The 23,676-nt window shown below is 65.8% G+C and carries 19 protein-coding genes; 9 read left to right on the forward strand and 10 right to left on the reverse strand.

Annotation, left to right across the window (positions count from 1 at the left end):
* Positions 1–54: 54 nt before the first annotated feature.
* Genes CYD53_RS10485 through CYD53_RS10505 form a run of 5 tightly spaced genes read left to right on the forward strand, consistent with a single transcriptional unit; the run spans position 55 to position 5,866 of the window.
* Positions 55–339 (forward strand): XapX domain-containing protein, encoded by a 285-nt coding sequence (locus CYD53_RS10485; RefSeq protein WP_103718044.1) that lies wholly within the window; start codon positions 55–57, stop codon positions 337–339.
* Complete coding sequence (locus tag CYD53_RS10490; RefSeq protein WP_103718045.1) at positions 336–2,303, forward strand: amidohydrolase; 1,968 nt, start codon at positions 336–338, stop codon at positions 2,301–2,303. The genes CYD53_RS10485 and CYD53_RS10490 overlap by 4 nt, the downstream gene beginning before the upstream one ends.
* A 34-nt stretch (positions 2,304–2,337) precedes the next feature.
* Positions 2,338–2,784 (forward strand): DoxX family protein, encoded by a 447-nt coding sequence (locus tag CYD53_RS10495; RefSeq protein WP_181011801.1) that lies wholly within the window; start codon positions 2,338–2,340, stop codon positions 2,782–2,784.
* The gene (locus CYD53_RS10500) at positions 2,784–4,427 is read left to right on the forward strand and encodes an MFS transporter (RefSeq protein ID WP_103718047.1); all 1,644 of its coding nucleotides are present in this window, start codon (positions 2,784–2,786) and stop codon (positions 4,425–4,427) included. The genes CYD53_RS10495 and CYD53_RS10500 overlap by 1 nt, the downstream gene beginning before the upstream one ends.
* Positions 4,424–5,866: an alginate export family protein gene (locus CYD53_RS10505; RefSeq protein ID WP_103718048.1), complete on the forward strand. Its 1,443-nt coding sequence runs from the start codon at positions 4,424–4,426 to the stop codon at positions 5,864–5,866. The genes CYD53_RS10500 and CYD53_RS10505 overlap by 4 nt, the downstream gene beginning before the upstream one ends.
* A gap of 103 nt (positions 5,867–5,969) precedes the next feature.
* On the opposite strand, the gene CYD53_RS10510 is transcribed toward CYD53_RS10505, so the two are convergent.
* The 5 genes from CYD53_RS10510 to CYD53_RS10535 all read right to left on the reverse strand — a co-directional run bounded on the left by CYD53_RS10510 (position 5,970) and on the right by CYD53_RS10535 (position 12,857).
* The gene (locus CYD53_RS10510) at positions 5,970–6,851 is read right to left on the reverse strand and encodes an AraC family transcriptional regulator (protein ID WP_103718049.1); all 882 of its coding nucleotides are present in this window, start codon (positions 6,849–6,851) and stop codon (positions 5,970–5,972) included.
* Between the two features lie 241 nt (positions 6,852–7,092).
* Positions 7,093–7,488, reverse strand: coding sequence for a 2Fe-2S iron-sulfur cluster-binding protein (locus tag CYD53_RS10515; protein WP_103718050.1), 396 nt, complete (start codon positions 7,486–7,488; stop codon positions 7,093–7,095).
* 244 nt (positions 7,489–7,732) lie between these two features.
* The gene (locus CYD53_RS10520) at positions 7,733–8,833 is read right to left on the reverse strand and encodes an MlaD family protein (RefSeq protein WP_181011802.1); all 1,101 of its coding nucleotides are present in this window, start codon (positions 8,831–8,833) and stop codon (positions 7,733–7,735) included.
* Positions 8,834–9,601: 768 nt separating this feature from the next.
* The gene (locus CYD53_RS10530; RefSeq protein WP_245928184.1) at positions 9,602–10,585 is read right to left on the reverse strand and encodes a sensor histidine kinase; all 984 of its coding nucleotides are present in this window, start codon (positions 10,583–10,585) and stop codon (positions 9,602–9,604) included.
* Positions 10,586–10,880: 295 nt separating this feature from the next.
* Positions 10,881–12,857, reverse strand: a complete 1,977-nt coding sequence (locus tag CYD53_RS10535) for an AI-2E family transporter (protein WP_103718294.1) — start codon at positions 12,855–12,857, stop codon at positions 10,881–10,883.
* 280 nt (positions 12,858–13,137) lie between these two features.
* Between CYD53_RS10535 and CYD53_RS10540 the strand changes: the two genes are divergently transcribed.
* Positions 13,138–13,554: a DUF1236 domain-containing protein gene (locus CYD53_RS10540; protein WP_103718054.1), complete on the forward strand. Its 417-nt coding sequence runs from the start codon at positions 13,138–13,140 to the stop codon at positions 13,552–13,554.
* A 276-nt stretch (positions 13,555–13,830) separates the two neighbouring features.
* Here CYD53_RS10540 and CYD53_RS10545 read toward each other — a convergent pair whose 3' ends face one another.
* Positions 13,831–14,742 carry a GntR family transcriptional regulator gene (locus CYD53_RS10545; RefSeq protein WP_103718055.1) on the reverse strand — a complete coding sequence of 304 codons (912 nt, stop codon included), beginning with the start codon at positions 14,740–14,742 and terminating at the stop codon, positions 13,831–13,833.
* A 76-nt stretch (positions 14,743–14,818) separates the two neighbouring features.
* Between CYD53_RS10545 and CYD53_RS10550 the strand changes: the two genes are divergently transcribed.
* The 3 genes from CYD53_RS10550 to CYD53_RS10560 all read left to right on the forward strand — a co-directional run bounded on the left by CYD53_RS10550 (position 14,819) and on the right by CYD53_RS10560 (position 18,824).
* On the forward strand, positions 14,819–16,282 hold the full coding sequence (locus CYD53_RS10550) for an amidase (RefSeq protein WP_103718056.1): 1,464 nt from the start codon (positions 14,819–14,821) through the stop codon (positions 16,280–16,282).
* The gene (locus tag CYD53_RS10555; protein ID WP_103718057.1) at positions 16,282–17,121 is read left to right on the forward strand and encodes an alpha/beta hydrolase family protein; all 840 of its coding nucleotides are present in this window, start codon (positions 16,282–16,284) and stop codon (positions 17,119–17,121) included. The genes CYD53_RS10550 and CYD53_RS10555 overlap by 1 nt, the downstream gene beginning before the upstream one ends.
* A 140-nt stretch (positions 17,122–17,261) precedes the next feature.
* Entirely contained in the window at positions 17,262–18,824 is a 1,563-nt protein-coding gene (locus tag CYD53_RS10560) for an ABC transporter substrate-binding protein (protein WP_103718058.1), read from the forward strand.
* Between the two features lie 141 nt (positions 18,825–18,965).
* Here CYD53_RS10560 and CYD53_RS10565 read toward each other — a convergent pair whose 3' ends face one another.
* From CYD53_RS10565 to CYD53_RS10580, 4 genes are read right to left on the reverse strand one after another with little or no spacing between them, the layout of a single operon-like run.
* The gene (locus tag CYD53_RS10565; RefSeq protein ID WP_103718059.1) at positions 18,966–20,915 is read right to left on the reverse strand and encodes an aconitase family protein; all 1,950 of its coding nucleotides are present in this window, start codon (positions 20,913–20,915) and stop codon (positions 18,966–18,968) included.
* A gap of 6 nt (positions 20,916–20,921) precedes the next feature.
* Complete coding sequence (locus CYD53_RS10570) at positions 20,922–21,773, reverse strand: ABC transporter permease (RefSeq protein WP_103718060.1); 852 nt, start codon at positions 21,771–21,773, stop codon at positions 20,922–20,924.
* A gap of 2 nt (positions 21,774–21,775) precedes the next feature.
* Positions 21,776–22,594 carry an ABC transporter ATP-binding protein gene (locus CYD53_RS10575; RefSeq protein ID WP_245928185.1) on the reverse strand — a complete coding sequence of 273 codons (819 nt, stop codon included), beginning with the start codon at positions 22,592–22,594 and terminating at the stop codon, positions 21,776–21,778.
* A 25-nt stretch (positions 22,595–22,619) separates the two neighbouring features.
* Entirely contained in the window at positions 22,620–23,666 is a 1,047-nt protein-coding gene (locus CYD53_RS10580; RefSeq protein WP_103718062.1) for an ABC transporter substrate-binding protein, read from the reverse strand.
* Positions 23,667–23,676 lie beyond the last annotated feature (10 nt).

The raw sequence follows: 23,676 nt of genomic DNA on the forward strand, positions 1-23,676 counted from the left end.
ACCTTGCACGAAGACCTTGCGCCAAGACATGTCACACCACGACCGGGAGACATCATGAAACTCTATCTCGCCTCGCTGGGCGCCGGCCTGCTCGTCGGCGTGATCTACAGCCTGCTCGACCTGCGCTCGCCGGCGCCGCCCGTGGTGGCGCTGGTCGGCCTGCTCGGCATCCTGGCCGGCGAGCAGATCGTGCCGATCGCCAAGCGCGTCATCGCCGGCGAGGGGCTCAGCCTCGGCTGGCTGCAGCGCGAATGCGGCGAGCACGTCTTCGGCGCCTTGCCGGCGCGGACCGCAGCCAAGGATGGCGGCCGCGAACCCGGCGCAGGCAGCCCCTCATGAACCCGACACGCAGACAGGCCGCCATCGGCGGCGCGGCCGGCGCCCTGTCGGCCCTTCTCGGCGGATCCGCCACAGCCCAGACCTCCGGCTCGGGAGCCAGCACCATGATCGCGGACCTCATTCTGGTGAACGGCCGCTTCACCACCCTCGACCAGACCAATCCGAACCCGCAAGCGGTGGCGATCGCGGACGGGCGCTTCATCGGCGCCGGCTCCGAGCACGAGATGCGGGCGCTCGCCGGGCCGGATACCGGGATCATCGATCTCGGCGGCCGGCGCGCCGTGCCCGGGCTGATCGACAGCCACATGCACATCATCCGCGGCGGGCTGAACTACAATATGGAGCTGCGCTGGGACGGGGTGCGCTCGCTCGGCCAGGCCCTGGAGATGCTGAAGCGCCAGGTCGCCGTGACGCCGCCGCCGCAATGGGTGCGCGTCGTCGGCGGCTTCACCGAGCATCAATTCGTCGAGAAGCGCCTGCCGACGCTGGACGAGATCAACGCGATCGCGCCCGACACGCCGGTCTTCATCCTGCACCTCTACGACCGCGCATTGCTCAACGGCGCCGCCTTGCGCGCCGCCGGCTACACCAGGGACACGCCCAACCCGCCGGGCGGCGAGATCCAGCGCGACGCCGCCGGCAATCCGACCGGGCTGCTGCTCGCCAAGCCCAACGCCACCATCCTCTACGCAACCCTGGCCAAGGGGCCCAAGCTGCCGCCGGAATACCAGCTCAACTCGACCCGGCATTTCATGCGCGAGCTGAACCGGCTCGGCGTCACCACCGTGATCGATGCCGGCGGCGGCTTTCAGAACTATCCCGAGGACTACGCCGTCATCGAGAAGCTCCACGCCGATGGCGAGCTCAGCCTGCGCATCGCCTACAACCTCTTCACCCAGAAGCCCAAGCAGGAGCTGGCGGATTTCCAGAGCTGGTCGAAGCAGGTCAAGCCGGGTCAGGGCGACGATCTCTACCGCCATAACGGCGCCGGCGAGATGCTGGTCTATTCCGCCGCCGATTTCGAGGATTTCCGGGTCGAGCGCCCGGAGATGCCGCCGTCCATGGAAGGCGATCTCGAGCCCGTCGTGCGCCTGCTCGCCGAGAACCGCTGGCCCTGGCGCCTGCACGCCACCTATGACGAGACCATCACGCGGGCGCTCGACGTCTTCGAGAAGGTCGATCGCGACGTGCCGCTGAAGGGCCTGCACTGGTTCTTCGACCATTGCGAGACGATCAGCGACCGCAATATCGACCGCATCGCCGCGCTCGGCGGCGGCATCGCCGTGCAGCATCGCATGAGCTTCCAGGGCGAGTATTTCGTCGAGCGCTACGGCGCCAAGGCGGCGGAGCGCACCCCGCCGATCGCGCGCATGCTGGAGGCCGGCGTGCCGGTCGGCGCCGGCACGGATGCGACCCGCGTCGCCAGCTACAACCCCTGGGTCTCGCTGGCCTGGCTCGTCACCGGCCGGACGCTGGGCGGGCTCAAGCTCTACCCGCAGCGCAACCTGCTCGACCGCGAGAGCGCGCTCCGGCTCTGGACCCAGGCCAATAGCTGGTTCTCGACCGAGGAGGGCAAGAAGGGCCAGATCAAGGCCGGCCAACTCGCCGATCTCGTGGTGCTCGACCGCGACTACATGTCGGTGCCCGAGGACGAGATCCAGGACATCGAGAGCGTGCTGACCCTGCTCGGCGGCAAGCCGGTCCATGGCGCGGGCGACTATGCCGGCCTTGCGCCCCCCTTGCCGCCGGCGATGCCGGACTGGTCGCCGGTCAGGAGTTTTGGCGGCTATCAGAAGCGCGCGGCGCTGGACGAGCGCAAATACGCCTTCGCCGCCGCCTGCGGCTGCGCCAGCGCCTGCGGCGTCCATGGCCACGCTCATGCCGGCGCGCTCGCGGCCGCCACCCCAGCCCGCGACGAGGGCGCCTTCTGGGGCGCACTCGGCTGCTCCTGCTGGGCCTTCTGAGCCTGAACGCCAGAGATCATCGAAGGATTCGCACATGTCGGCCTCGCCGCTCCCTGCCGTCCAGCCGGCCGTTGAAACCCTGCTCGGCCGCTCCTGGCTGGCGCTTCTCGCCCGGATTGCGGTCGCCCTGCCCTTCCTGCTCAGCGGCCTCGCCAAGCTCGCCGACTTCGGCGGCGCGACGATCGAGGTCCGCGGCCTGACCGGCTTAGAGCCGGCGGCTCTCTTCGCCGTGCTCGTCATCGCGACCCAGCTCGGCGGCTCCGCCCTGCTGATCGCAGGCGGCCGCCACGCCTGGATCGGCGCGGTGGCGCTCGCCGGCTTCACCGCCATCGCGACGCTCTTCGCCCATGCCTTCTGGGTGAAGCCGGCTGCCGAGCGCGTGCTGCACCAGAACATCTTCTTCGAGCATGTCTCGATCATCGGCGGCCTCGCGCTGCTGGCGATCCTGGCGGCGCGCTCCAGCGGCAAGGCGCGACCGTGATGGCCGAGACCCCGAACACGCCCCCGAAGGCGCCGGCCCCCTCGGCCTTCTCGCCGCTGCGCCGGCCCGTCTTCGCCGTGCTCTGGGCGGCGACGATCCTGGGCAATATCGGCAGCTTCATGCGTGACGTCGCCAGCGCCTGGCTGGTGACCGACCTTTCCGGCTCGCCCTCGGCCGTGGCGATGATCCAGGTCGCCGGCACCTTGCCGATCTTCCTGCTGGCGATCCCCGCCGGCGTGCTCTCCGACATCGTCGACCGCCGCAAGCTCCTGATCGGCGTGCAGATCCTGCTCGGCCTTATCAGCACCGCGCTGCTCACCCTGGCGCTCGCCGACAGGCTGAGCGTCGCGATCCTGGTCGGGCTGACCTTTCTCGGCGGCGTCGGCGCGGCGCTGATGGGGCCGGCCTGGCAGTCGATCGTGCCCGAGCTCGTGCCGAAGCCGGACCTGCGCAATGCGGTGGCGCTCAACTCGCTCGGTTTCAACATCGCCCGCTCGATCGGCCCGGCGCTCGGCGGCGCGCTGCTCGTCGCCTTCGGGGCGGCCGCGACTTATGGCGCGGACGTGCTGAGCTATGTCTTCGTCATCGCCGCCCTGGTCTGGTGGCGGCGCCCGGCCGAGGCCGATGACGCGCTGCGCGAGCATTTCGGCGGCGCCTTCCGGGCCGGGCTGCGCTATGCCCGCGCCAGCCGCGAGCTGCATCGCGTCCTGCTGCGCGCCACGCTGTTCTTCATCTGCGCCAGCGCGGTCTGGGCGCTGCTGCCGCTGGTGGCGCGCCGGCTGCTCGAAGGCGGCGCCGGCTTTTACGGGCTGCTTCTCGGTGCGGTCGGCGCCGGGGCGATCTGCGGCGCGGTCCTGCTGCCGCAGATCCGAGGGCGAACGGGCGTCGACGGCCTCATGCTCGGCGCCGCCCTCGTCACCGCCGCGATCATCGCGGCGCTGGCAGCCGTGCCGCCGCAATGGCTCGCGGTGATCCTGCTCTTCATCCTCGGCGGGGCCTGGATCGCGGCGCTGACCACGCTGAACGGCACCATCCAGGCGATCCTGCCGAACTGGGTGCGCGGCCGCGGCCTGGCGCTCTACCTGACGGTGTTCAACGGCGCCTCGGCCGCCGGCAGCCTGCTCTGGGGCATCGTCGCGGAGGCGATCGGCCTTCACGGCACGCTGGTCGCGGCGGCGCTGGCGCTCAGCGTCGTCGCCTTCGCCGCCCTGCGCCTGCCGCTGCCGGCGGGAGAGGCCGATCTGACGCCGTCCTCGCATTGGCCCGAGCCCGCCATCGTCGAACCGGTCGAGCATGATCGCGGCCCGGTGATGATCACGATCGAATACCGCATCGCCCGCGAGAACCGCGCCGGTTTCCTGGCGGCCATCGCCCGGCTCGCGCCGGAGCGGCGGCGCGACGGCGCCTTCGCCTGGGGCGTCGCCGAGGACGCCGCCGATCCCGAGCGCATCGTCGAATGGTTCATGGTCGAGTCCTGGGCCGAGCATCTGCGCCAGCACAAGCGCGTCTCGCGGGCCGATGCCGATATCCAGGCCGAGGCGGCGCGCTTCCATGCCGGGCCGGAGGCGCCCGTCATCCGGCACCTGCTCGGGCTTTCGGCGCAGCGCGAGGATCGCGCTGCCCCGGCGGAGCGCGGGGCATGAGCGCCGCGTGCCCGGCTTTCCGGCGGGGTCGTTGCCTGCGGCGCCTCGCCGGCCCGGCGCTGCTCGCGCTGCTCGGGCTGCTCGGGCTGGGGGGAACGGCAGCGGCCCAGAGCTCTGCCGGCCGGCCTGCCTATGAAAGCCTCCGCTTCAACGAGGATTGGTCGCCGCTGCGCGACCCGGCCTTGCGGACCGACCCGTTCGACCCGCTGAAATGGATCCCGCTGAACGGCACGGGCTCGGTCTATCTGACCCTGGGCGGCGAGCTCAGGGCGCGCTATGAATCCGCACGCGCTCCGGTCTTCGGCCTCGGCGCTCCCCGGCGCAACGACTATACGCTGCTGCGCTCCTTCCTGTTCGCGGACCTGCATCTGGGCCCCTATGCCCGGGCTTTCCTCGAACTGGCCAGCGGTTTCGCGCCGGGCTGGGCCGGCACGCCGCCGCCGACGCAGAAGGACGAGCTCGATATCCTGCAGGCCTTCGGCGAGGTGACGCTCCCGACGGCGGGCGGCCAGATCATGCTACGCGGCGGCCGCCAGGAGATGAGCTTCGGCTCCTCGCGGCTCGTCTCGGTGCGCGAGAGCCCGAATATCCGCCGCGCCTTCGACGGCGTTCGCGCCGCCTGGATCGGCGCGGGCGATACGCGGATCGACGCTTTCCTGGTTCGCCCGGTCTCGCCGCAGCTTGGGAACTTCAACGACAGCAATGACAGGACCCAACTCTTCTGGGGCGCCTATGCGACGACCGCGATCCCTGCCCTGCCCGGCCTCAAGGCCGACCTCTACTATCTCGGGCTGGAGCGCGACGAAGCCCGCTTCGCGCAAGGCACCGCAACCGAGCATCGGCACACGCTCGGCACACGGCTCTTCGGCAAGCGCAGCGGCTTCGACTGGAATGTCGAGGCGGCCTACCAGTTCGGCAGCTTCGGGACGGCCGATATCCGCGCCTGGACCGTTTCGGCCAATCTTGGCTACAGCTTTGCCGATCTGCCCTTCTCGCCGCGCCTGGGCCTGAACGCCGACGCGATCAGCGGCGACAGGAACCTGCGCGACAACCGGCTCGGCACCTTCAATCCGCTGTTTCCGAAATTGCCCTATTTCTCGGAAGCGAACCTCGCCGCGCCGGCCAACCTGCTCGACATCCAGCCAAATCTGACCGTGTCGCTCACGCCGAAGCTGAGCCTGACGCTCGGCTGGAACCCGCTCTGGAAACAGGCGGAGGCGGACGCCTTCTATGCGCCGCCGCTCAGCCCGGTTCGGGGCAGCGCTGGGGGAACCGGCCGCTTCATCGGCCAGCAGACCAGCCTGGCCCTGAGCTGGAGCGCGACCGAGCACCTGACCATCGGCGGGACTTATGTCCATTACACGCCCGGCGAGCGGCTGAAGCAGGCTGGGGCCGGCAGCGGCGAGTTTCTTGCCGGCTGGGCGCAATTCATCTTCTAGTGCCGAGGGCAAACCGCTCGCGCGCTTCCGCCTGGACGGGACGTACGGACGATAGCCTGACCGCTTCCAGCGATTGAAAGGGACAGGCCGCCGTCGCAAGTCGCTATTTCAGCGGCAGGAACAGCTCGGCGACCGCCTCATGCTCCGGCACCTCCGGGAACAGGCTCAGCCGCTGGCAGTAGATCGGGAAGTCGCGGGCTTCCTCGCCGCTGGCTGGGAGCCAGTCGCGATACAAATAGAGCGCGGCGGGCTCCAGATTATGGGTGTTGCCGACGACGCGCAGCACCGCGCAGCGTCCGCCTGGGATCTCGCCGGCCTTGATCGGCTCGCCATGCGCCTCGATCGGCCGGTCGGTCCCGGCACAAAGGTCGTTGCTGTAGTCGGCCGGAGACGCGGGCCGCCGCTCGGAACGCCAGACATTGAAGGTCGGGCTCGTACTGGGGTGCAGGCCGGCGGCCTTGCGCCAGGCGATGAAGCGCTGGATCGTGGCGCCCAGCGTCGCCGGATCGCCGCGATGCTCCATGATCGCCACCGGCGTTGTCGGCACATCGCGGATGATCACGTCGTCAGCGGTGAATGTCGTCTGCATGAGCTTGCTCCTCGCATCGTCGAAAGGCCCGAAGGCCGCAAGCCACGGCTCCCAGTCGGGAGATTTCCGGAATGACGAAGGCGATTGTCCGAACCGTTGCCGAAAGGCGCGGGCGAAGGCATCAGGCGCATCGTAACCGGCATCCATCGCAATGTCGGTGACGCTTTGGGCGTCCCTGTAGGCCAGCCGGTACGAAGCGCGCTTCATGCGGGCAAGCTGGACATAGCGATGCACGGACACCCCGAAGGTGGACATGAACTGCCGGTGGAAATGGAATTTCGAGAAGGCCGCGACGCCGCTCAACACGTCCAGACCGAGATCATCGTCCAGGTGCCGGTCTATATGGTCCAGCACCCGCTGCATCCGGGCATGGTAGTTTTCAAGCGCCGCCTTCATCGTCTCTTGGTCCCTTCCTCCGTGGCGCCGCCAGTTAGTCGCCGATGGCCGTAATCGGCTCGACCGATCTTGCGGTTTGAAGGGATAGACTCAAGGCGCTCCGCAACCGCTTGCCGACCGGCGGCGTCCCACCGGCTTCGGCGCGACGCCATAGGCGCGCTTGAAGGCCGTCGTAGCGTAAACCCGGTCGGGCCGACACGCTGTCGTTACAGGGGCGCCGGGTCGTGGCAGCGAGCCGAGCTCAGAACGCGATTGTGAGAGCGGAGAGCGGAACGGCCCGGCAGGTCAGGCATTGATCGGGCTCGCCGTCGACATCGAGCATATGGGCGAAGCGTCCCTCGACGACGCGACCCGAGCAGCTTTCGCATTGGCCGCCCCGGCAGCCGCTCGGCAGCGACAGGCCAACCGCGAGCGCGGCATCGAGGATGGGGCCGGCTGCGGGCGTCCAGAGGAAGGATTCTCCCGTTCCCGCGATCGTCACGGTCTGCGCTTCCAGTTCGGCGGGCATCTCGCCCGGCGCAGAACAAGCCTCGGTGAAGATGTCGAAGCGCGGCAGGGCTAGCCGCAGCAGCGCATCCGTCATCGCCTTGTTGACGCCCGGCGAGCCGCAGAGATTGGTCGGGATCGCGCTGCGCATCTTCTAGAGCATTTCCGCGTTTCTTCGAATCGCGGAAATGCTCTAACTTATTGTTTTATCGCATTTTCTTCACGCGAACCGGTGCCCACTTCGCTCGAAAATGCTCTAGGGCGGCGTTGATATTCGTCGTGTCGGAGCCGGTGATCGCGCCGCCGCCGAGCCCCGGCCGCACGCATGCCTCCCACCAGCCGATTCCGCCACGATCGTCCGGTCGTCGAGCGCCGTGTTGATGCGGACGCGCAAGCTACCGGGCTCCATTGTATTGAGGGAGCTGGGGCTTACTTCCAAGAATTAACCGCTGCGGGTCCCGTTCAACTGCCCGTAAGTTACGACTAAAGCCTGTTAGCGCGCGCCGTCCGTCGGTCGTCAAGGTTTCAACACTCCTCAGACCGGCACCCGTTAAGCGGGTGATTTCAGCGGTAATCTCTGCCGTACGCTGGTCGAGGTTGTCGGCAAGCACGCGGATCGACTTCGCGACATCCCTGATATCGGAGAAGGCATTGCGGCCGTCCTGGCCCGAGGCCGTGTTCAGGAAGGCCTGCGCACCCTTCAGCACGTCCTCTACGTGATTGGCCGACCTGTTGAGCTTTTCGGCAATTGAGGCGACATCCTTCACTCTCTTGCCGACATCACTACCAGCGCCTCCCAGCGTCGCGGTGAACTCCTCAACGTTTTCGACGACCGACGTGATATTCTGTTGATCCACCGAGCGAATGGTCTCGGTTAGTTCCTGACTGAACGCGCCTAGCTTCTGCGTAAGCGGGGCGGTGAACTCGGCCACTGAACCGATGCTCTTCATCAACTTATCGACGCCGCCGGAACTGTCGCCGAGTGCAGCCGCGAATTGTTCCGTGCTCCTAATCGTGTCGCTGATCGGGCCCGCATTGTCCTTGACTAGCCCCTCGATGCCGCCAAGGGCGTCGTCGACGCGCTTGGCGATCGTGCGAGCCGTCTCGAGGATATCTTCGGAGCGTTCGGCGGTTATGGTCGGAAAGGGCTCACCCGCTTGTGCGGTCAAAACCGGCGAATTGGGGTCGCCACCGAGAAGCTGCACGGCGACAACACCGGCAAAACCCTGGGCCTCAATGCGGGCGCGGGTATCGGCGCGGAGTGGTGTCGACTGGTCAACCTTGATGATAGCATAGATTTGGCGTGGATCGTCAGGCTGGAGGCTGATTTGCGTCACCTCGCCGACGCGCAGGCCGTTGAAAAGCACGTTGGTACCCTGCCCAAGGCCCGAGACTTTGTCGTTGAAGAGAAGGCGAACTTCCGCCTTATCGACGCCGCCGCCGCTGCTGAACCAATAAGCGAACCCGAATAGCGCAGCCAGAACCGCGAGGGTCAACAGCCCAACCAACGCATGACTCGCTCGCGATTCCATGGCCTAGACAGCTTCCCCTTTGGGTAGGCGACAGGCGGGCAGGCCCTCACTCGCAGCCGAAATCGGTGTTGCGCGGTGCGCTAGAGGCGCCCGAGATTCAAGGTTTCGGTATAGGCTGTTGGGCAGCGACCTCTGACGAAGGCAGGCTCTGATCCGGCGAAACGAGGACATCAAAAATATCGGGAGAGGAACGCCGGCAAGAAGTACCCAACGCCTCCAAATGCTGCGAGTAGCGCGAAAAGGATCGTCCCGGCCCGGAAGCGGCTGAGCAGCGAGCGAGACGAGTCAGTCTCGACGATCAACTTTAGAAAGCCATGCAGCGGCCGGAATCGTATGGGCACGGGCTTGGAGTCCCCGCCATCCAAAGCATCATCGGTGGAAATCGCTTTCGGCATGACGTCGCCTCCCCGGCAACGCTTCAACCGTCAGCCGACCGGTTCGTTCCGCTGAACCGCATGCGTCATACAGTCCCGTCGACCACACATATCTCCCCCGCCTCCGCATCGTCTCTCCTTTTGGTCAGGACAAGCCCGACATTCGGGCTCCGCAAGACCCTAACAGCCTCCAGGGGCTAATCAGTTGATCATGATGTCCACAAGCGATGCCGCCCGCCGTGCTCATCCTGGCGTCGGGCCGCGTCTCGCCGTTGGTCGCCGACATGCCAGAGAAGATCGTGTTCGTCAGGAAGCCATATGCGGAGTACGACCTCCTAAAGGTGCTGGCCGCATTCGATTAGTTGGCCAGCTTCGCGACCCTGAGTGTCAGCGTCACGATGAGCCCCTCCGGTTCCCATGCGTAGTCGATCACTCCATTGAGCTGCCCATTAACGCTGCGGGCAACCAGCCTGCTGCCATAACCGTTGACCTTCGACGGCTCGACGCTGGGGCCGCCCCGCTCCATCCAGACGATCTTGATGTCGTCGCCCTCCAGCGAGCCGGATACGTCCAGCGTCCCCTCGTTGGACGACAGTGCGCCGTACTTCACTGAGTTGGTGGCCAATTCGTGGATGACTAGCGCCAGCGTGGTCGCCGCGCCCTCACCGACACCCATGCGGGGAACCGCGACACGGATTCGACCGCTGAATGCGCCCATATCCTCATATGGCGACAGCAGGATCGACAACAGGTCGCCGAGCAGGGCTGCGGTGCCCTGATGGCCGGGAAGTGGACGCACCAAGTCGTGGGCCCTGCCCAGCGACGTCAGGCGGGTCGTCAGGTCCTTGGCCATCTCGGCAGCCGTGCTCGACGACCGGGAGGCGATCTGGGTCAGTCCCGATGCGATCGCCAACAGATTCTTGACCCGATGGCTCATCTCGCCGGCGAGAAGCTCATGGCCCTCCTCGGCCTGCTTGCGGCCGGTCACGTCCAGGAAGATCCCGTACAAATGACCCTCATGCATGCCGGAATCGTTGCCCAGGCCGCGCGCGGAAATCCAGCGGATGTCGTCGCCGACCATGATGCGGAAGTCGGTTTCGTAAGCGCCCTCGACGCCGCGCGTCGCAGTGAAAGCGGCACGGACACGGTCGCGATCCGCTGGGTGGATGCGCGCCGACAAGTCCTCGAACTTCAGGTCATCTGTCTGCTCCACGGACCACATCTCGAAGCCCTGTTCGTCCATGACGAACGTGTCTTCCGCGACGTTCCATGACCACAGGGCGACGCCCGCAGCATGGATGGCTCGGCGCAGGCTATCTGATGTCCAGTGGCGAAACGGCACAGTGAGCCTCGATTGGAAAGGTTGCGGGAGCACTGAACTCTATACGGTATCGAGGCTCTCTACGCCTTGGGTGTGTCGCAAGGCACCGATTACGGCTCTTTAAGGCGAGTGAGGCGGGCAAAAACGCCCCCCAGGTCAACTGCACAATGTGCCGGGTATACGACAAATCTCGTTTCTCAATCTGCCGCATCTCAAAGACTGCCATTAAGCGTGACGTATCGGTCTCGAAAGCAAATCGTCACAGCCAACAGCAAATTCAGGTAATCCGGCCAAGAATGAACCTCAGATGACCGGGTCAGGTTTGGCGTGCAGATTCAAGGACCTGGGGCGTCCTTACAGGCGGGGCAGAACAAGCCGTCGCGTCCTCCAGGCAAAATCGAACTGCCTCGCGGAAGGTCACGGCGACGCGATCGGGCTTTGCCGCATCCATGAGCTGGTCGCCAGTCTCGTTTGGCGCAAGCGTTAGCACCACGATCACGATCGTCGCAGCCGGCATCTTCCGGCGAAGGCGCTTTACAGCATATCGCATATTCGCAATACTATTGCCGTTGAGATAGCAAAGACAGACAAGCGCCACACCATCGGTGCTGAGCGTGAAAATATTGCGCGTCGACAGGCTATTGGATGGTTCGATACGCGTTGAGACACCATGCTTCTCGACGACTTGTGCCAGCATCACTGCGATGGCTTCGTCGAGCTGGTTTTGCCCTGCTATGAACAGGACCGGTTGCGGCGTCCTGTAGGTTTCGGCCAGGTCTTCGGGAGCCAGAACCTGTAGGTCCGCCGTGCCCTGCATCTCGTTTGTCTCGATGACGGTTGCTTCGGTCTCGGCGTCCGTCGGGGTTTTTCCGTTCTGCGGCTTCATGTCGTCGTGATCGGCAAGATCGTCGACGACCTCGCGAACGGCTTCGAGGAGACCTACCATTCGGGCATCGTCAAGGACGCCGCGGAGGGCATCCGCGGAGGCCAGTCGCAATCCCTCCACTGCAACGGTCTCATAGTAAGCCGACAGCGATCGCTCCTTCAAAACCTGTTCGGCCTTGTCGGCTGCCTCGGCGGGATCGCCAGCCAGGATACGCTGATAGAAGATTTCTGGCGCCGACAGGGCTGGACGGTCGCCTAGAAGGACGTCGAGGAACTCGAGCCGCTCGACGTGCCGGCCAAGTACAACCAGGCAGACCGTTAGAGGCGTCGCGAGAACGAGGCCAATCGGTCCCCACAGCCATGTCCAGAACGTCGCGGCGACGACGATTGCAACGGGGGACATCCCTGTCGACTGCCCATAAACCAGCGGCTCGATCACATGTCCCGCGACCGGCTCGGCGATCAGAAACAAGGCTGCGGTCCAGAGCAGCATCGTCCAGCCTGGATCGACGGCCGCTGCGATCGTCAGAGGAAAGGCTGCGGAGAAGATCGCGCCGATATAGGGAATAAATCTCAAGACCGCCGTCAGGATGCCCCATAGCGCGGGGCTCGGCACGCCGATCGCCCAGAGGCCGAGGCCAATGACAAGCCCGAAACCAGCGTTCACGGCAAGCTGGGTCAAAAAAAGCCGGCTCAAGCGCGACGCCGCATCGTCGAATGCAGCCGTGGTCTTTTGCAGATCATAGGCACCGGTCAGCCGAATGAATCGATTCCGGAGATCCTCACGCTGAAGCAAGATGAAGATAACAAAGATCACCACGATGCCCGTCGTCGCCAACGGGTGAATCAAGGGGACCAGAAACGCCCGAAGCGTCTGAAGCGCGCCAGGATTGGGCTGATGGACCTCGACGGGAATGGGGCGCTGTTCAGGAGGAGCCTTTGGCGCTCCAAAAGCCTCGGGGACCGGCTGTTCGGGCGCCCTATCAAGCTCCTTCCCGAGTTCTTGAAGGACGTCGGCGGCCCGTGAAAGAACGCCGCCGCCGGAACCCGAACCGCGCAGCGATGATATTTTTTCGCGGATCGTGTTCTGGTACCGCGGGAGATCGGAGGCCAATTGCGTCGCCTGCGTCGCCATCATCATTGCCAGCGCGCTGACCCCTGCAAACGCGACGACGACGATGGTTATGACGGCGAGCGAGCGTGGAATTTTCAGGCGCCGCAGGACTTTGACCAGAGGAGCCAACACGAAGCTGAACAGGATCGCCAGGGCGACCGGGACGAAGACGTCGCGACCGACGTAAAGCGCGGTGACAATCAACGCGATCACGCCGAAGGTCCCTAATCCAGGGCCATGAGGCGCGAGCGCCTTAATTTCCTGGGTCGGACCAAGCTTGGCCGGAAGCGTCATCGGCAGGAACCCCAATTGCACAGCTAGCCACAGTCGCCTGCACCTCTCCTGCTGAACGGCAGGAGATCATCGATGTTCCGGTTTCATCGACCGATCTTGCGGGTTCCCCGATTTTGCCTTGTTCCCCGAACTGCAATCCTGAACAAATATTCATATAAGTTATTGATTTAATTGTTTTTTTAACTCACCTCCATGGAACATTGCGATTAGGTGGATGTTTATTTTGCAATGCCTCGACCGTGGAGATCGTCTCCACGCCGCGCCATTGGAGGGTAAATCCATGTTCACGAAACTAGCCATTATCGGCGCGCTTGCATTCATTCCCGCCACAGCCTTCGCCCAGAATCCCCAGGGTGCTCAGGGTGGCGTTGCCGCCGGCGCAGCCACCGGTGCCGTCGGTGGCGCCATCGTCGGCGGCCCGGTCGGCGCGGTTGTCGGTGGCGTTGGTGGAGCTGTCGTCGGTGCCATCATCGGCGACAACACACCGCGCTTCCAGCAATATGTCGTCACCCAGAAGCGCCCGTCCTATACCTACGCGCAGCCCCTGTCGGTCGGCGTCGAACTGCCGAGCGACGGCGTGACGTACTACGAGGTGCCGACCGAATACGGCGCGACCCAGTATCGCTACACGGTCGTCAACAATCGCACCGTCCTGGTCGATCCGCGCACGCGGCGCGTCGTCCAGGTCATCGATTGAGCCTCCAGACGATCGGTCGCAATATTTGGCTCGACTGATCTCGCGTCGATCGCCCGGCGGCAATTTCCATGTCGCCGGGCGATCAAGCAAGCCTCGACCTAGCTGGCATCGAGCCAAGGTGGCGGCCCCGGTTGGCGACGTGCCGAGACGATGGCGGAGCTGCGCGTTCAAATCGTCGAGATTGCGGGCGATCGGTCCTAGATGAGAGCCCGAGCGGCAATGAAAAAACATGACGCGCACAGCATTATGGCATCATGAAATACATATTGCAGCCTGCTAAGCCGGGCTGGCGGCGCGCGGGGAGAGGCTGACCTCGCGGGCGCGGTCGAGATGACGGCGCAGCAGGATGGCCGCGATCTCGCGCTCGCCGGCCTCGAGCCGGGCGATGATCTCGAGATGCTCGCGGCAGGAGACCGCGACGCGCTGCGGCCCGTAGCGCCAGGAATAATTCGCATAACGCCGCAGCCGGCTCTGCTGCTGCAGGGCCAGCAGGAGAAAGCGATTGCCGCAGGCGGCGATGAGCCCTTCATGGAATTCGCAGTTCATCTCGAACAGCGCGACGCTCGCGGTTTCGCTCCAGGGCCGCGCCAGCATCGCCTCATGGCGGGCGCGCATCTCCGCCAGCCAGGCGGGATCGGGCGCGAAGCTGGCTTCGAGCAGGGCCGCAGGCTCGATGATGCGGCGGAAGGCATAGCTTTCGACGATCGCCGCGTCGTCGTTCAGCGGCGAGAAATGCCAGCCATGGCCCGGCCGGCGCTCGACCAGCCCGACTCCGGCGAGCTTGTTCAGGACACGCAGCAGCAGCGGCCGGCCGATATTGTAGCGCCGCATCATGTCGGCTTCTGAGGCCTGCGACGGCAGCGCGCCGGCGACCCGATCCCTGGCGATCGCGACGCAATAGGCGTCGAGATCGACGGAAGCCGCGGCGTATTCGCTCTCGGCGATTTCGCTGGCGGGCCGCGCCAGAGCATGGCCGCCATTGGGCAAGGCGGCGATGATGCCGCGCTCCGCGAGATGGCGCAGCGCAGCGCGCACCGGTGTGCGCGAGACCTGGAGGCGCCGCGCGAAGGCGGCCTCCGGCAGGCGCTGGCCCGGAAGCAGCGCATCCTGCCGGATCATCTCGAGGATGCGCGGCAGCAGGTCACGCTGCAGCTTGCTCGGAGGTTCGGAGGTCGCTGCGGCCGGCATGATTTTTTTGTGTCTCATGGTTTGACAAAATACATATTTCTCGCCTCCATAGAAAGCTCTGCAGCCGGAGCCTGAGATGCCGCCTGACCAGCCCCCAGCGGTATCGCCCGCCGACCGGATCGACGCGAACGCTTTGTGGCGGCTCGAGGCTCACGAACTTGCGCGACTGATCGCTCTCGGCCTGGTCTCGAGCCGCGAGGCGGTCCTCTCCTGTCTTGCCCGGATGGATGCGGTCAACGGCACGCTCAACGCCGTGATCCGGCGCTTCGATGCCGAGGCGCTTGCTGATGCCGACGCCGCCGATGCGATGCGGGCACGCGGCGAGACGCTCGCGCCGCTCCACGGCATCCCCGTCACCGTCAAATGCAATATCGACCAGAAGGGCCATCCGACCGATGGCGGCGTCGAGTCCTATCGCGACCTCATCGCCGAGAGCGACAACCCGGTCGTCGCCAATCTCCGCAATGCGGGCGCCGTGATCATCGGGCGCACCAATACGCCCTGCTATTCGATGCGCTGGCACACCGAGAACGCGCTGCATGGCGCGACGCTCAACCCATGGCATGCCGGCATCACGCCCGGCGGATCGAGCGGCGGCGCGGCGGCTGCGGTCGCGGCCGGCATCGGGCCGATCGCCCATGGCAACGACATCGCCGGATCGGTGCGCTACCCGGCCTATTGCTGCGGGCTCGTCGGCCTGCGGCCAAGCTTCGGCCGGGTGCCGTCGATGAACGCGACCGCCAAGGGGCCGGCGGCGATTTCCTCGCAGCTCATGGCGGTCCAGGGCCCGCTGACGCGTAGCGTGCGCGATTGCGAGATCGCCTTCGAGGCGATGGCAAAGCCGAGCCCGCGCGATCCGCGCTGCGTCGTGCCGGCGCCGTTTGCGCCCCTGCCCGGGCCCTTGCGCGTCGCCTTGGTGGCCCGGCCGAAAGGCGCCGTCGTCGACCCGAGCGTGACCGAAGCGGTACTCAGCGCCGGCCGCGCGCTCGCGGCTGCCGGCGTCATCGTCGAGGAGATCGAGCCGCCGGACCTGGCCGGCATCGGTGAGCTCTGGGGCAAGCTCGCCACGGCCGATGTGATGGCCAACCTCCAGCCGCTGATCGAACAGAACGGCGATGAGGGCATCCGCCGCGCGCTGGCGCTCTGGGACGAGGCCTTTCCGCGCTACAGCGCGGCCGACACGCTGGCGGCGCTCGGCGAGCGCGCGCTCGCTTTGCGCAACTGGCAGCTCTTCTTCGAGGATTATCCGGTCGTGGTGATGCCGTGCTCCTATGCACCGCCCTTCCCTGTCGGCTTCGACCTCCGGGATGTCAGGGAGACCACCCGCGTCCTGGCGGCGCAGAGCCCGCTGATGGCGATTTCGGTGCTCGGCCTGCCCGGGCTGGCGGTGCCGACCGCTCCGCAAGGCGGGATACCCGCAGGCGTCCAGATCGTCGCCGGGCGCTTCCGCGAGGATCTCTGCTTCCGCGTCGGCGCCATCATCGAGGCGCATCTGCCCCCGGCGACGCCGCGCGATCCAAACCCGACAGGAACATTCTGATGGCCTTCGTCCGGCGCCACGGCGTCAAGCTCTCGGCCTATGATTTCGGCCGCACCACGATCCATGCCTGCCAGGCCGATCCGCGCTTCAGCTGGTGCGCCTATGTGCCGGAGGATTACGACGAGGCCGGCACGGAGCGCTACCGGCTGCTGGTCTCGGTCCATGGCACGATGCGCGACATGGTCGCCTATCGCGACGATTTCATCCCCTTCGCCGAACGCAGCCGCTGCATCGTGCTGGCGCCGCTGTTTCCCGCCGGCATCACCAGCCCGGGCGAGCTCTCCTCCTACAAGCTGATGACGCCGTCTGCGGTGCACTACGACGCGGTCCTGCTCGCCATGGTCGAAGAGGTGCAGGCGCGCTACCGGATCGACGGCGATCGTTTCGCGCTGTTCGGCTTTTCCGGCGGCGGGCATTTCGCGCACCGCTTCCTCTATCTGCACCCCAAACGCCTCTCGGCCGTGTCGATCGGTGCGCCGGGCATCGTGACGCTGCTCGATTTCGAGCATGATTTCTGGGTCGGCGTGCGCGATTTCGAGGCCGTGATGGGCCGCCCGATCGATCTCGAAGCGATGCGCCAGGTCGCGGTCCAGATGGTCATCGGCGGCAACGATACCGAGACCTGGGAGATCACCCTGGCCAAAGGCTCTGCCCTATGGCGCCCCGATGGCGAGATCGCCGGCCTGAACCGGCCCGAGCGCATGCGCGCCCTCAAAGCGAGCTTCGAAAACCACGGCATCGCGGTGCGCCACGACGTCGTGCAGGGCGTTGCCCATCGCCATGCCGGGCTGCTGCCGGCGGTGACCGATTTCCTGGCCGAGGCGATGCCGCAGCCATGATGCGTGATCCTGGAGCCGTTTCCGATCCAATTGGATCGTTCAACAGCTCCAGCGCTTTGTTTTGTCGCGTTTTCTTCGCGCGAACCGGTGCCCGCTTCGCGCGAAAACGCTCCAGCTCCAACCCTTGAAAGAGACCGGCCATGCGACGCAGTACCTGCCAAGCCCTTTTCGCCGGATTGGCCCTTGTCGCCGCATCGGCCACCGGATCGGCCTTCGCCCAGTCGGCCCCGACGACCAGCCGGCTCGTCGTCGCGCTCAACGCCGATATCCGCAGCCTGGAGCCGGGCGTCAATCGCGACACCAACACCGACACGGTGATCCACCAGCTCTTCGAGGGGCTCGTCGCCTACAAGACCGACCTCGATGTCGGGCCGGCGCTGGCCGAAAGCTGGACGCTCTCGGACGAGGGCCGGAGCTACACCTTCAAGCTGCGCCCGGCGGTGTTCCACAATGGCAAGCCGGTGACCTCGGCCGAGATGAAATGGTCCTGGGATCGCCTCAACCAGTCCTCCGCCTGGACCTGCAAGCCTGTCTTCAACGGCCAGTCGGGCGCCAAGGTCGTGGCGGTCGAGACCCCGGACCCGCAGACCGTCGTGTTCAAGCTCGATCGCGCGAGCGCGATCTTCCTGAAGCAGCTCGCCAATATCCAGTGCCATGTGCTGGCGATGCATCCCGACAGCCTCGATGCCGAGGGCAAGTGGTCCAAACCGATCGGTTCCGGCCCGCTCAAGCTGCGGGAATGGCGGCGCGCCGAATATGTCCTGCTCGACAGATTCGCGGAGTATCGCGGCAGCGCCGCGCCCGCCAACGGCTTTTCCGGCGCCCGCGACATGCTGGTCGAACAGGTCCTGTTCCAGGTGATCCCGGATTCGAGCGCGCGCGAAGCGGCGCTGCTGACCGGCGCGGTCGATATCCTGCACGACATCGAGCCCGACCAGATGGAGACGATGAAGCAGCGCGGCATGCGCGTCCTCAGCACGCCGGGGCTGGGTTGGTCGGCGCTCTTGCTGCAGACCGACGATCCGCTGCTGTCGAACGTGAGGATCCGGCAGGCGATCGCGCATGCGATCGACCTGAAGCAGATCGCCGAAGCCCAGACGCTCGGCATGGCCCCGGCCAACGCCTCGGCGGTGAGCAGCTCGACCGCCTTCTACAATGCAGGTTTCGCGGCCTGGCCGGCATATGACCCGGCGCGCGCCCGGGCCCTGCTGAAGGAGGCCGGCTACAAGGGCGAGCCGCTGCGCCTCCAGACCAACAAGCAATATCAGAGCATGTATCAGAATGCGGTGATGATCGAGCAGATGCTGGCGGGCGCCGGCTTTGCCGTGAAGCTCGAGGTGATCGACTGGGCGACTCAGCTGTCGAACTATCTCAACGGCCGTTTCCAGATGCAGTCCTTCGGCTATTCCGGCCGCTTCGATCCCGCCCTGATGTATGCCGCCTTCGTCGGCGACAAGACCCGGTTCAAGACCGCGCAATATGGCGATCCCGACGCGCTCGCCCTGCTCGGGCAGCTCGATACGACCGACGACCCGACTGTGCGCGGCAAGCTCTTCGCCGCGCTCCACGCCAAGGTCCAGGCCGATGTGCCGATCGTCGGGCTCTATTTCGCGCCGATCATCGAGGCGGTGCATCCGCGCGTCGAGGGCTACGTCTCCTGGCCGGCCAACCGCCCGATCACTTGGGGCGTCCGCAAGCGCTGACGACCGGGAGATTGGGCGGAGTTTTTCGACGCAGCCGGCCGGGAGCGGATCGGCATAACTCCGGAAAGCGGACCTTCGCCATCATCCCTGCCGGGCCGGGTGTGTGCCTTGCGCAAGCAGTCGCCCGCTTCGACCCAAAAATCAGGAACGATTCATACGGGCCCTGAGTTCGCCGAAAGAGATGATCTCTCCGGCGATCGCACTCGCCGCCACGGTTGGCGGGCTAGCCAGCCAGACCTTGCCGGGCCCCGACCGGCCTGGAAAATTGCGGTTGATCGCGCTGATCGTGACCTCGTCTCCGCTCGAGGACACACCAGGGCCGCATTGGGCGCAGGCGCCGCAGGCGGGGTTCAGCAATTCGGCGCCGACCTGGCGAAAGGCTTCGAGATAACCGCGCTCCTCGCAATATCGGCGCACGGCGAGCGTGCCGAACTGGAGATAGAACGTCACCCCGTCGCGCACCTTGAGCCCACGCGCCGCCGCCCAGGACAGGACCTCGTGATATTGGTCGAAGTCATCGCGCTTGCCCGCCGTGCAGGAGCCGCCATAGGCGATGCAGACAGGTACCGGCTGGCCTAGATCGCCATAGGCGATGCCGTTGCCGGGATCGCCTGGCGCGGCGAGCATCGGCGTCAGCGACGAGCAGTCGAGCGTCAGCGTCGCGGCATAGGGAGCGCCGGGATCGCTCCTCATCCAGTCCTCCAGCACGACATCGACGCCGCGGCGCTCCTTGATGAAGCGAACCGTCTCGGCATCGGGCGCGACGATGCCGGTGAAGCCGCCGAGTTCAGCCGTCATGTTGGTCAGGGTCGCACGCTCGTCGACCGACATGGCGACAATGGCAGGCCCCGCGAACTCGAAGACCTTGCCGAGCCCGAGGCCGGCGCGGATGCTCGGTTCGGCCAGCAGCTTCAGGACGACATCCTTCGCCGTCACACCGATGGGCAGCGCACCATCGAGCCAAATCAGCAGGGTTTGCGGAACCGTGAGCCGCACGGCGCCGGTCATGAAGGCGTTTGCCATGTCGGTCGTGCCGACGCCGAAGGCGAGGCAGCCAACTGCGCCTGAATGCGGCGTGTGCGAATCCGTGCCGACGCAGATCTCGCCGGGCATGGCGTAGCTCTCCGCCATCATGGCGTGCGAAATGCCCTCCGAGCCCTCCTCCCCCGGCAGATAGCCATGATCCTTCAGGCCATAGTCGCTGACAAAGGCGCGGTGGCCCTGCGAGAGCCGGCGGATCGCCGGCAGCAGGTCGCGCCTGACATGCGTCGGAGAGCGGTGGGCATAGGAGTTGTGATCCTCAAAACAGAGGATCGACTCCGGCTCGTGGAGCCGCAGCGGCCGGCCATAATGGCGATGCAGCATATGGGCCGCCATCGCCGTGTAGACTTCGTGGATGAAACGGAAGCGCGCCCGCACGAAGCCGCCCGTGCCGGGCGCAGCGTCCCAATTCCGGCCGCCATGGCTGAGGATGTTGCGCGCGATGATCTTTTGGACGAGCGTTCGCGGCTCAATCGTCGGCGCAGCCGGCCGCGGTGAAAGACCCATCAGATTGTTCTGGCCGTATGTCAGCAGGCCGCCAGCCGACAGGATGTCCGCCGCCAGCATGTCGCGGCCTTCCAGCAGCTCGGCGAGCGGGATGGCCTCTCCCGCCTTGACCCTCTCGATGAGGCCGAGATCGGTCGAGGTGAACAGACCGATATTGTCGCAGTTCTGACGGTAGATCCGCTCGAAGCTCTCGGCGATGACCAGCCGGATTCCGGCCGTGTATTCGGCGAGCGGCGAATGCTCGCGCGACGAGCCCTTGCCGTAACGGCGGCCCGCGACAAGGACGGCGAACCCGCCATCACGAAGCCCGTCGAACGGGATGGGATGCGTCTCGCCCGCGCGGAAACCGGTATGCGCATGCCGGCCGATCTCATCGTCATAGTGGACGAGCGAAGGCAGCGGGGTGATCTCGTCAGTCGAGATATCGTCGCGCAATCGCCCAGCCCTTGCGCGGTCGATGTCCTCTCCGCGGATCTGGCGCCCGACGATATCGGGGTCGACGGAGAGGAACAGGATGCGCCCGTCAAATCGGATCGCGTGCATGGCAGGTCAGCTCTGGCTCTCGAATTGCGGTTGCCAGCGCAGCAGATAGCTCTGCAGCTGGCGCACGATGGTCGCGAGCACGATGCCGACGACCATCATGACGAAGATCGCGACCATCATCTCGGCGGCATTGGCGCGGGCCTCGGCCTCGATGATCAGCTTGCCGAGACCGCGCTCGGCGCCGATGAACTCGCCGACGATGACGCCGATCAGGGCAAAGGAGACTGCCGGCGTCAGCGAGGCGAAGACCCAAGCCAGGGCCGAAGGCACGACCACGGTCCGCAGCACGGTCAGTTCCGAGGCTCCAAGCAGCCTTGCCGCCGCGATCTGGTCGCGATCGACGGCGCGGGTGCCCTCGAAGGTGTTGAAGAAGACCACGAAGAAGACGACGATCCAGGCGGTGACGATCTTCGACATGTCGCCGAGGCCGAACATCAGGATAATGAGCGGAACCAGCGCGATGCGCGGGACCGAGTTCATCGCCACAACATAGGGCTGGAAAATCCGCGAGAGGTAGTCCGAGCGCCCGAGGATCAGGCCGCAGAGCACGCCCGAAACGGTCCCGAGCGCAAAACCCCACCACATATTCTTGAGCGTGACGAGCAGCGCCAGCCAGAGATTGTTGTCGTTGCGCGCAAAGCAGGCGCCGAAGCCCGTCGCATCCCCAAGGCAGCTCAATTTCAGGAAGCTGGTCCAGATCATCGACGGCTTGGAGATGAAATAGGGGTCGAGGATGCCGGGCACGAAGGGCTTGAGCGCAGCGACGCTGCGCAGGCCATAGCCCCACTCCCAAATCCCGAGAGCGACAGCAAGGATGCCGATCTGCCAGAACAAGACTTTCGCGGAGCTGTGTTTCATGGTCAGTCCGCCTTGGTCCGCCGGAATTCTTCGCCGAGCGAATGCCAGATATGCGAGTAGAGCCGGCCGAATTCCGGCGTTTCCCGCAGCGAGACCGCGTCGCGCGGCCTGATGAAGGGAACCTCGAAATCCTCCTTGAGCCGGCCGGGCCGGGCCGAGAGCAGGATGATGCGGCTCGCCAGCGTCAGCGCCTCGCCGAGATCATGCGTCACGAACAGCACCGTCTGGCGCTCGCGCTCCCAGATCTCCAGCAGCGTCTTGTGCATTTCGAGCTTGGTATGGGTATCGAGCGCCCCGAACGGCTCATCCATCAACAGGATTTCGGGCTCCATGATCAGGGTGCGCATCAAGGCGACGCGCTGGCGCATCCCTCCCGAGAGCGTGCGCGGGAACTTGCCGCCGAACCCCTCCAGCCCGGCCGTTGCGATGGCCCGCGCGACCTTGTCCTTGCGCTCGGCCGCAGCGACGCCGGCGATTTCGAGCCCGTAGCCGATATTGGCTTCGACCGTGCGCCAGGGAAACACCGTATCGCGCTGGAAGACGTAGCCGACCTTGCGATTGACCTCGCCCAGCCTGACCTCGTCCTGGTCGATGGCGATGTCGCCGCCGCTGCGGGGGATCAGCCCGGCCACCATGTTCAAAATCGTGCTCTTGCCGCAGCCGGACGGCCCGAGCAGCGCGACGAACTCGCCTTGCCTGACCTCGAACGAGACCTTGTCGACCGCCGTGACGCCGATTTCGCCGGAGCCGTAGCGCTTGTCGAGATTCTGGACGGTGATGCGGACGCGTTCGCTGGCCGCATTCACCGCTGCGAGTTTCATTCGCTGCGGCGCCCCGATCATGGCGTCACTTGAACCTGGCCTGGGCGGCGTCGAGGAAACTCATATCGACGATGTCCTCGTATTTCGCCGGCGGGATGTCCGTGCCGGGCCGGTACCAGACCTTGCCGCCCCGCTCGAAGGAGGCCTTGTCGATGCGCCCGTCATAGTCCCAGGTCTGCTTGTCGAAGCCGAGCTCCGCCTTGACCGCGTCGGGGTTCTGGCCGCCGAAGTATTTCTCGCCGACGAGCGCGTAGACCTCGTCGATCGGCGTCGCCTTCACCCACTTCATCGCCTGGTACATCGCGTTGACGAAGGCCTGGACCGTGGGCTTCTCCTGCTCGCAGGTCTCGGCAAGCGCATAGATCACCAGGACGGGCACCGTGCCGCCATAGGCCGAGACGAAGACGCCTGGTTTCGAGGTGTCGAAGATCGCCTTGCCGAAGCCCTTGGCCTCGGCCTCCAGGACCCAGCCGGGCACTGCCATGATGGCGTCGAATTGCTTGGTCTCCAGCCCTGGCAGCATGGTGTTCAACCCACCTCCGGCGACCCAGGTGACCTTGTCGCCCAGCCCCTTCGCCTCGAATGTATAGGTGCCGTACATCCAGGTCCCGGAGCCGATCGCGGTCGCGGCGATGATCGGCTTGCCGCCATTGGGGCGCTTATAGGCAGCGAGCTTCTCGACGCTGTCGATGCCCGCATCATACAGGTCCCTGCGGACGACGATGTTGGCGATGGACGAGATCATCTGCGTCGCCAGGATGATCTTGCATGGCTTGCCGCGGGTCGAGAGCTGCAGGGGGTGGCTCGCATCGCCATGGGCGAAGAGCGCCTGGCCGGCGGCGAGCGTCTGGCGACCATGTGTCCCGGCATTGCCGACGATGAGCTTGAAATCCAGCTTCTCGGCCTTGAAGAGGCCGCGCGCCTCTGCGATCGCGCCGAGCGCATAGACGGCCGTCGACGGACCATAGGCGAGCGAGGCGATGCCTGCCTGCGCCTGAGCCGTGGCGGGGATCAAGCCGGCTCCGACGATGGAACAGCCACCGGCAAGCAGGTGGCGGCGCGTGAAATCCATGATGTCCTCC

Origin of the sequence: Allobosea psychrotolerans, from assembly GCF_002917105.1 — a bacterium.
Lineage (GTDB): Bacteria > Pseudomonadota > Alphaproteobacteria > Rhizobiales > Beijerinckiaceae > Allobosea > Allobosea psychrotolerans.

Excerpts from the sequence above, each read along its gene's own strand:
- CYD53_RS10485 (WP_103718044.1), top strand. The coding sequence starts at position 55 with ATGAAACTCTATCTCGCCTCGCTGGGCGCCGGCCTGCTCGTCGGCGTG.
- CYD53_RS10490 (WP_103718045.1), top strand. The coding sequence starts at position 336 with ATGAACCCGACACGCAGACAGGCCGCCATCGGCGGCGCGGCCGGCGCC.
- CYD53_RS10495 (WP_181011801.1), top strand. The coding sequence starts at position 2,338 with ATGTCGGCCTCGCCGCTCCCTGCCGTCCAGCCGGCCGTTGAAACCCTG.
- CYD53_RS10500 (WP_103718047.1), top strand. The coding sequence starts at position 2,784 with ATGGCCGAGACCCCGAACACGCCCCCGAAGGCGCCGGCCCCCTCGGCC.
- CYD53_RS10505 (WP_103718048.1), top strand. The coding sequence starts at position 4,424 with ATGAGCGCCGCGTGCCCGGCTTTCCGGCGGGGTCGTTGCCTGCGGCGC.
- CYD53_RS10510 (WP_103718049.1), bottom strand. The coding sequence starts at position 6,851 with ATGAAGGCGGCGCTTGAAAACTACCATGCCCGGATGCAGCGGGTGCTG.
- CYD53_RS10515 (WP_103718050.1), bottom strand. The coding sequence starts at position 7,488 with ATGCGCAGCGCGATCCCGACCAATCTCTGCGGCTCGCCGGGCGTCAAC.
- CYD53_RS10535 (WP_103718294.1), bottom strand. The coding sequence starts at position 12,857 with ATGACGCTTCCGGCCAAGCTTGGTCCGACCCAGGAAATTAAGGCGCTC.
- CYD53_RS10540 (WP_103718054.1), top strand. The coding sequence starts at position 13,138 with ATGTTCACGAAACTAGCCATTATCGGCGCGCTTGCATTCATTCCCGCC.
- CYD53_RS10545 (WP_103718055.1), bottom strand. The coding sequence starts at position 14,742 with ATGCCGGCCGCAGCGACCTCCGAACCTCCGAGCAAGCTGCAGCGTGAC.
- CYD53_RS10550 (WP_103718056.1), top strand. The coding sequence starts at position 14,819 with ATGCCGCCTGACCAGCCCCCAGCGGTATCGCCCGCCGACCGGATCGAC.
- CYD53_RS10555 (WP_103718057.1), top strand. The coding sequence starts at position 16,282 with ATGGCCTTCGTCCGGCGCCACGGCGTCAAGCTCTCGGCCTATGATTTC.
- CYD53_RS10560 (WP_103718058.1), top strand. The coding sequence starts at position 17,262 with ATGCGACGCAGTACCTGCCAAGCCCTTTTCGCCGGATTGGCCCTTGTC.
- CYD53_RS10565 (WP_103718059.1), bottom strand. The coding sequence starts at position 20,915 with ATGCACGCGATCCGATTTGACGGGCGCATCCTGTTCCTCTCCGTCGAC.
- CYD53_RS10570 (WP_103718060.1), bottom strand. The coding sequence starts at position 21,773 with ATGAAACACAGCTCCGCGAAAGTCTTGTTCTGGCAGATCGGCATCCTT.
- CYD53_RS10575 (WP_245928185.1), bottom strand. The coding sequence starts at position 22,594 with ATGAAACTCGCAGCGGTGAATGCGGCCAGCGAACGCGTCCGCATCACC.
- CYD53_RS10580 (WP_103718062.1), bottom strand. The coding sequence starts at position 23,666 with ATGGATTTCACGCGCCGCCACCTGCTTGCCGGTGGCTGTTCCATCGTC.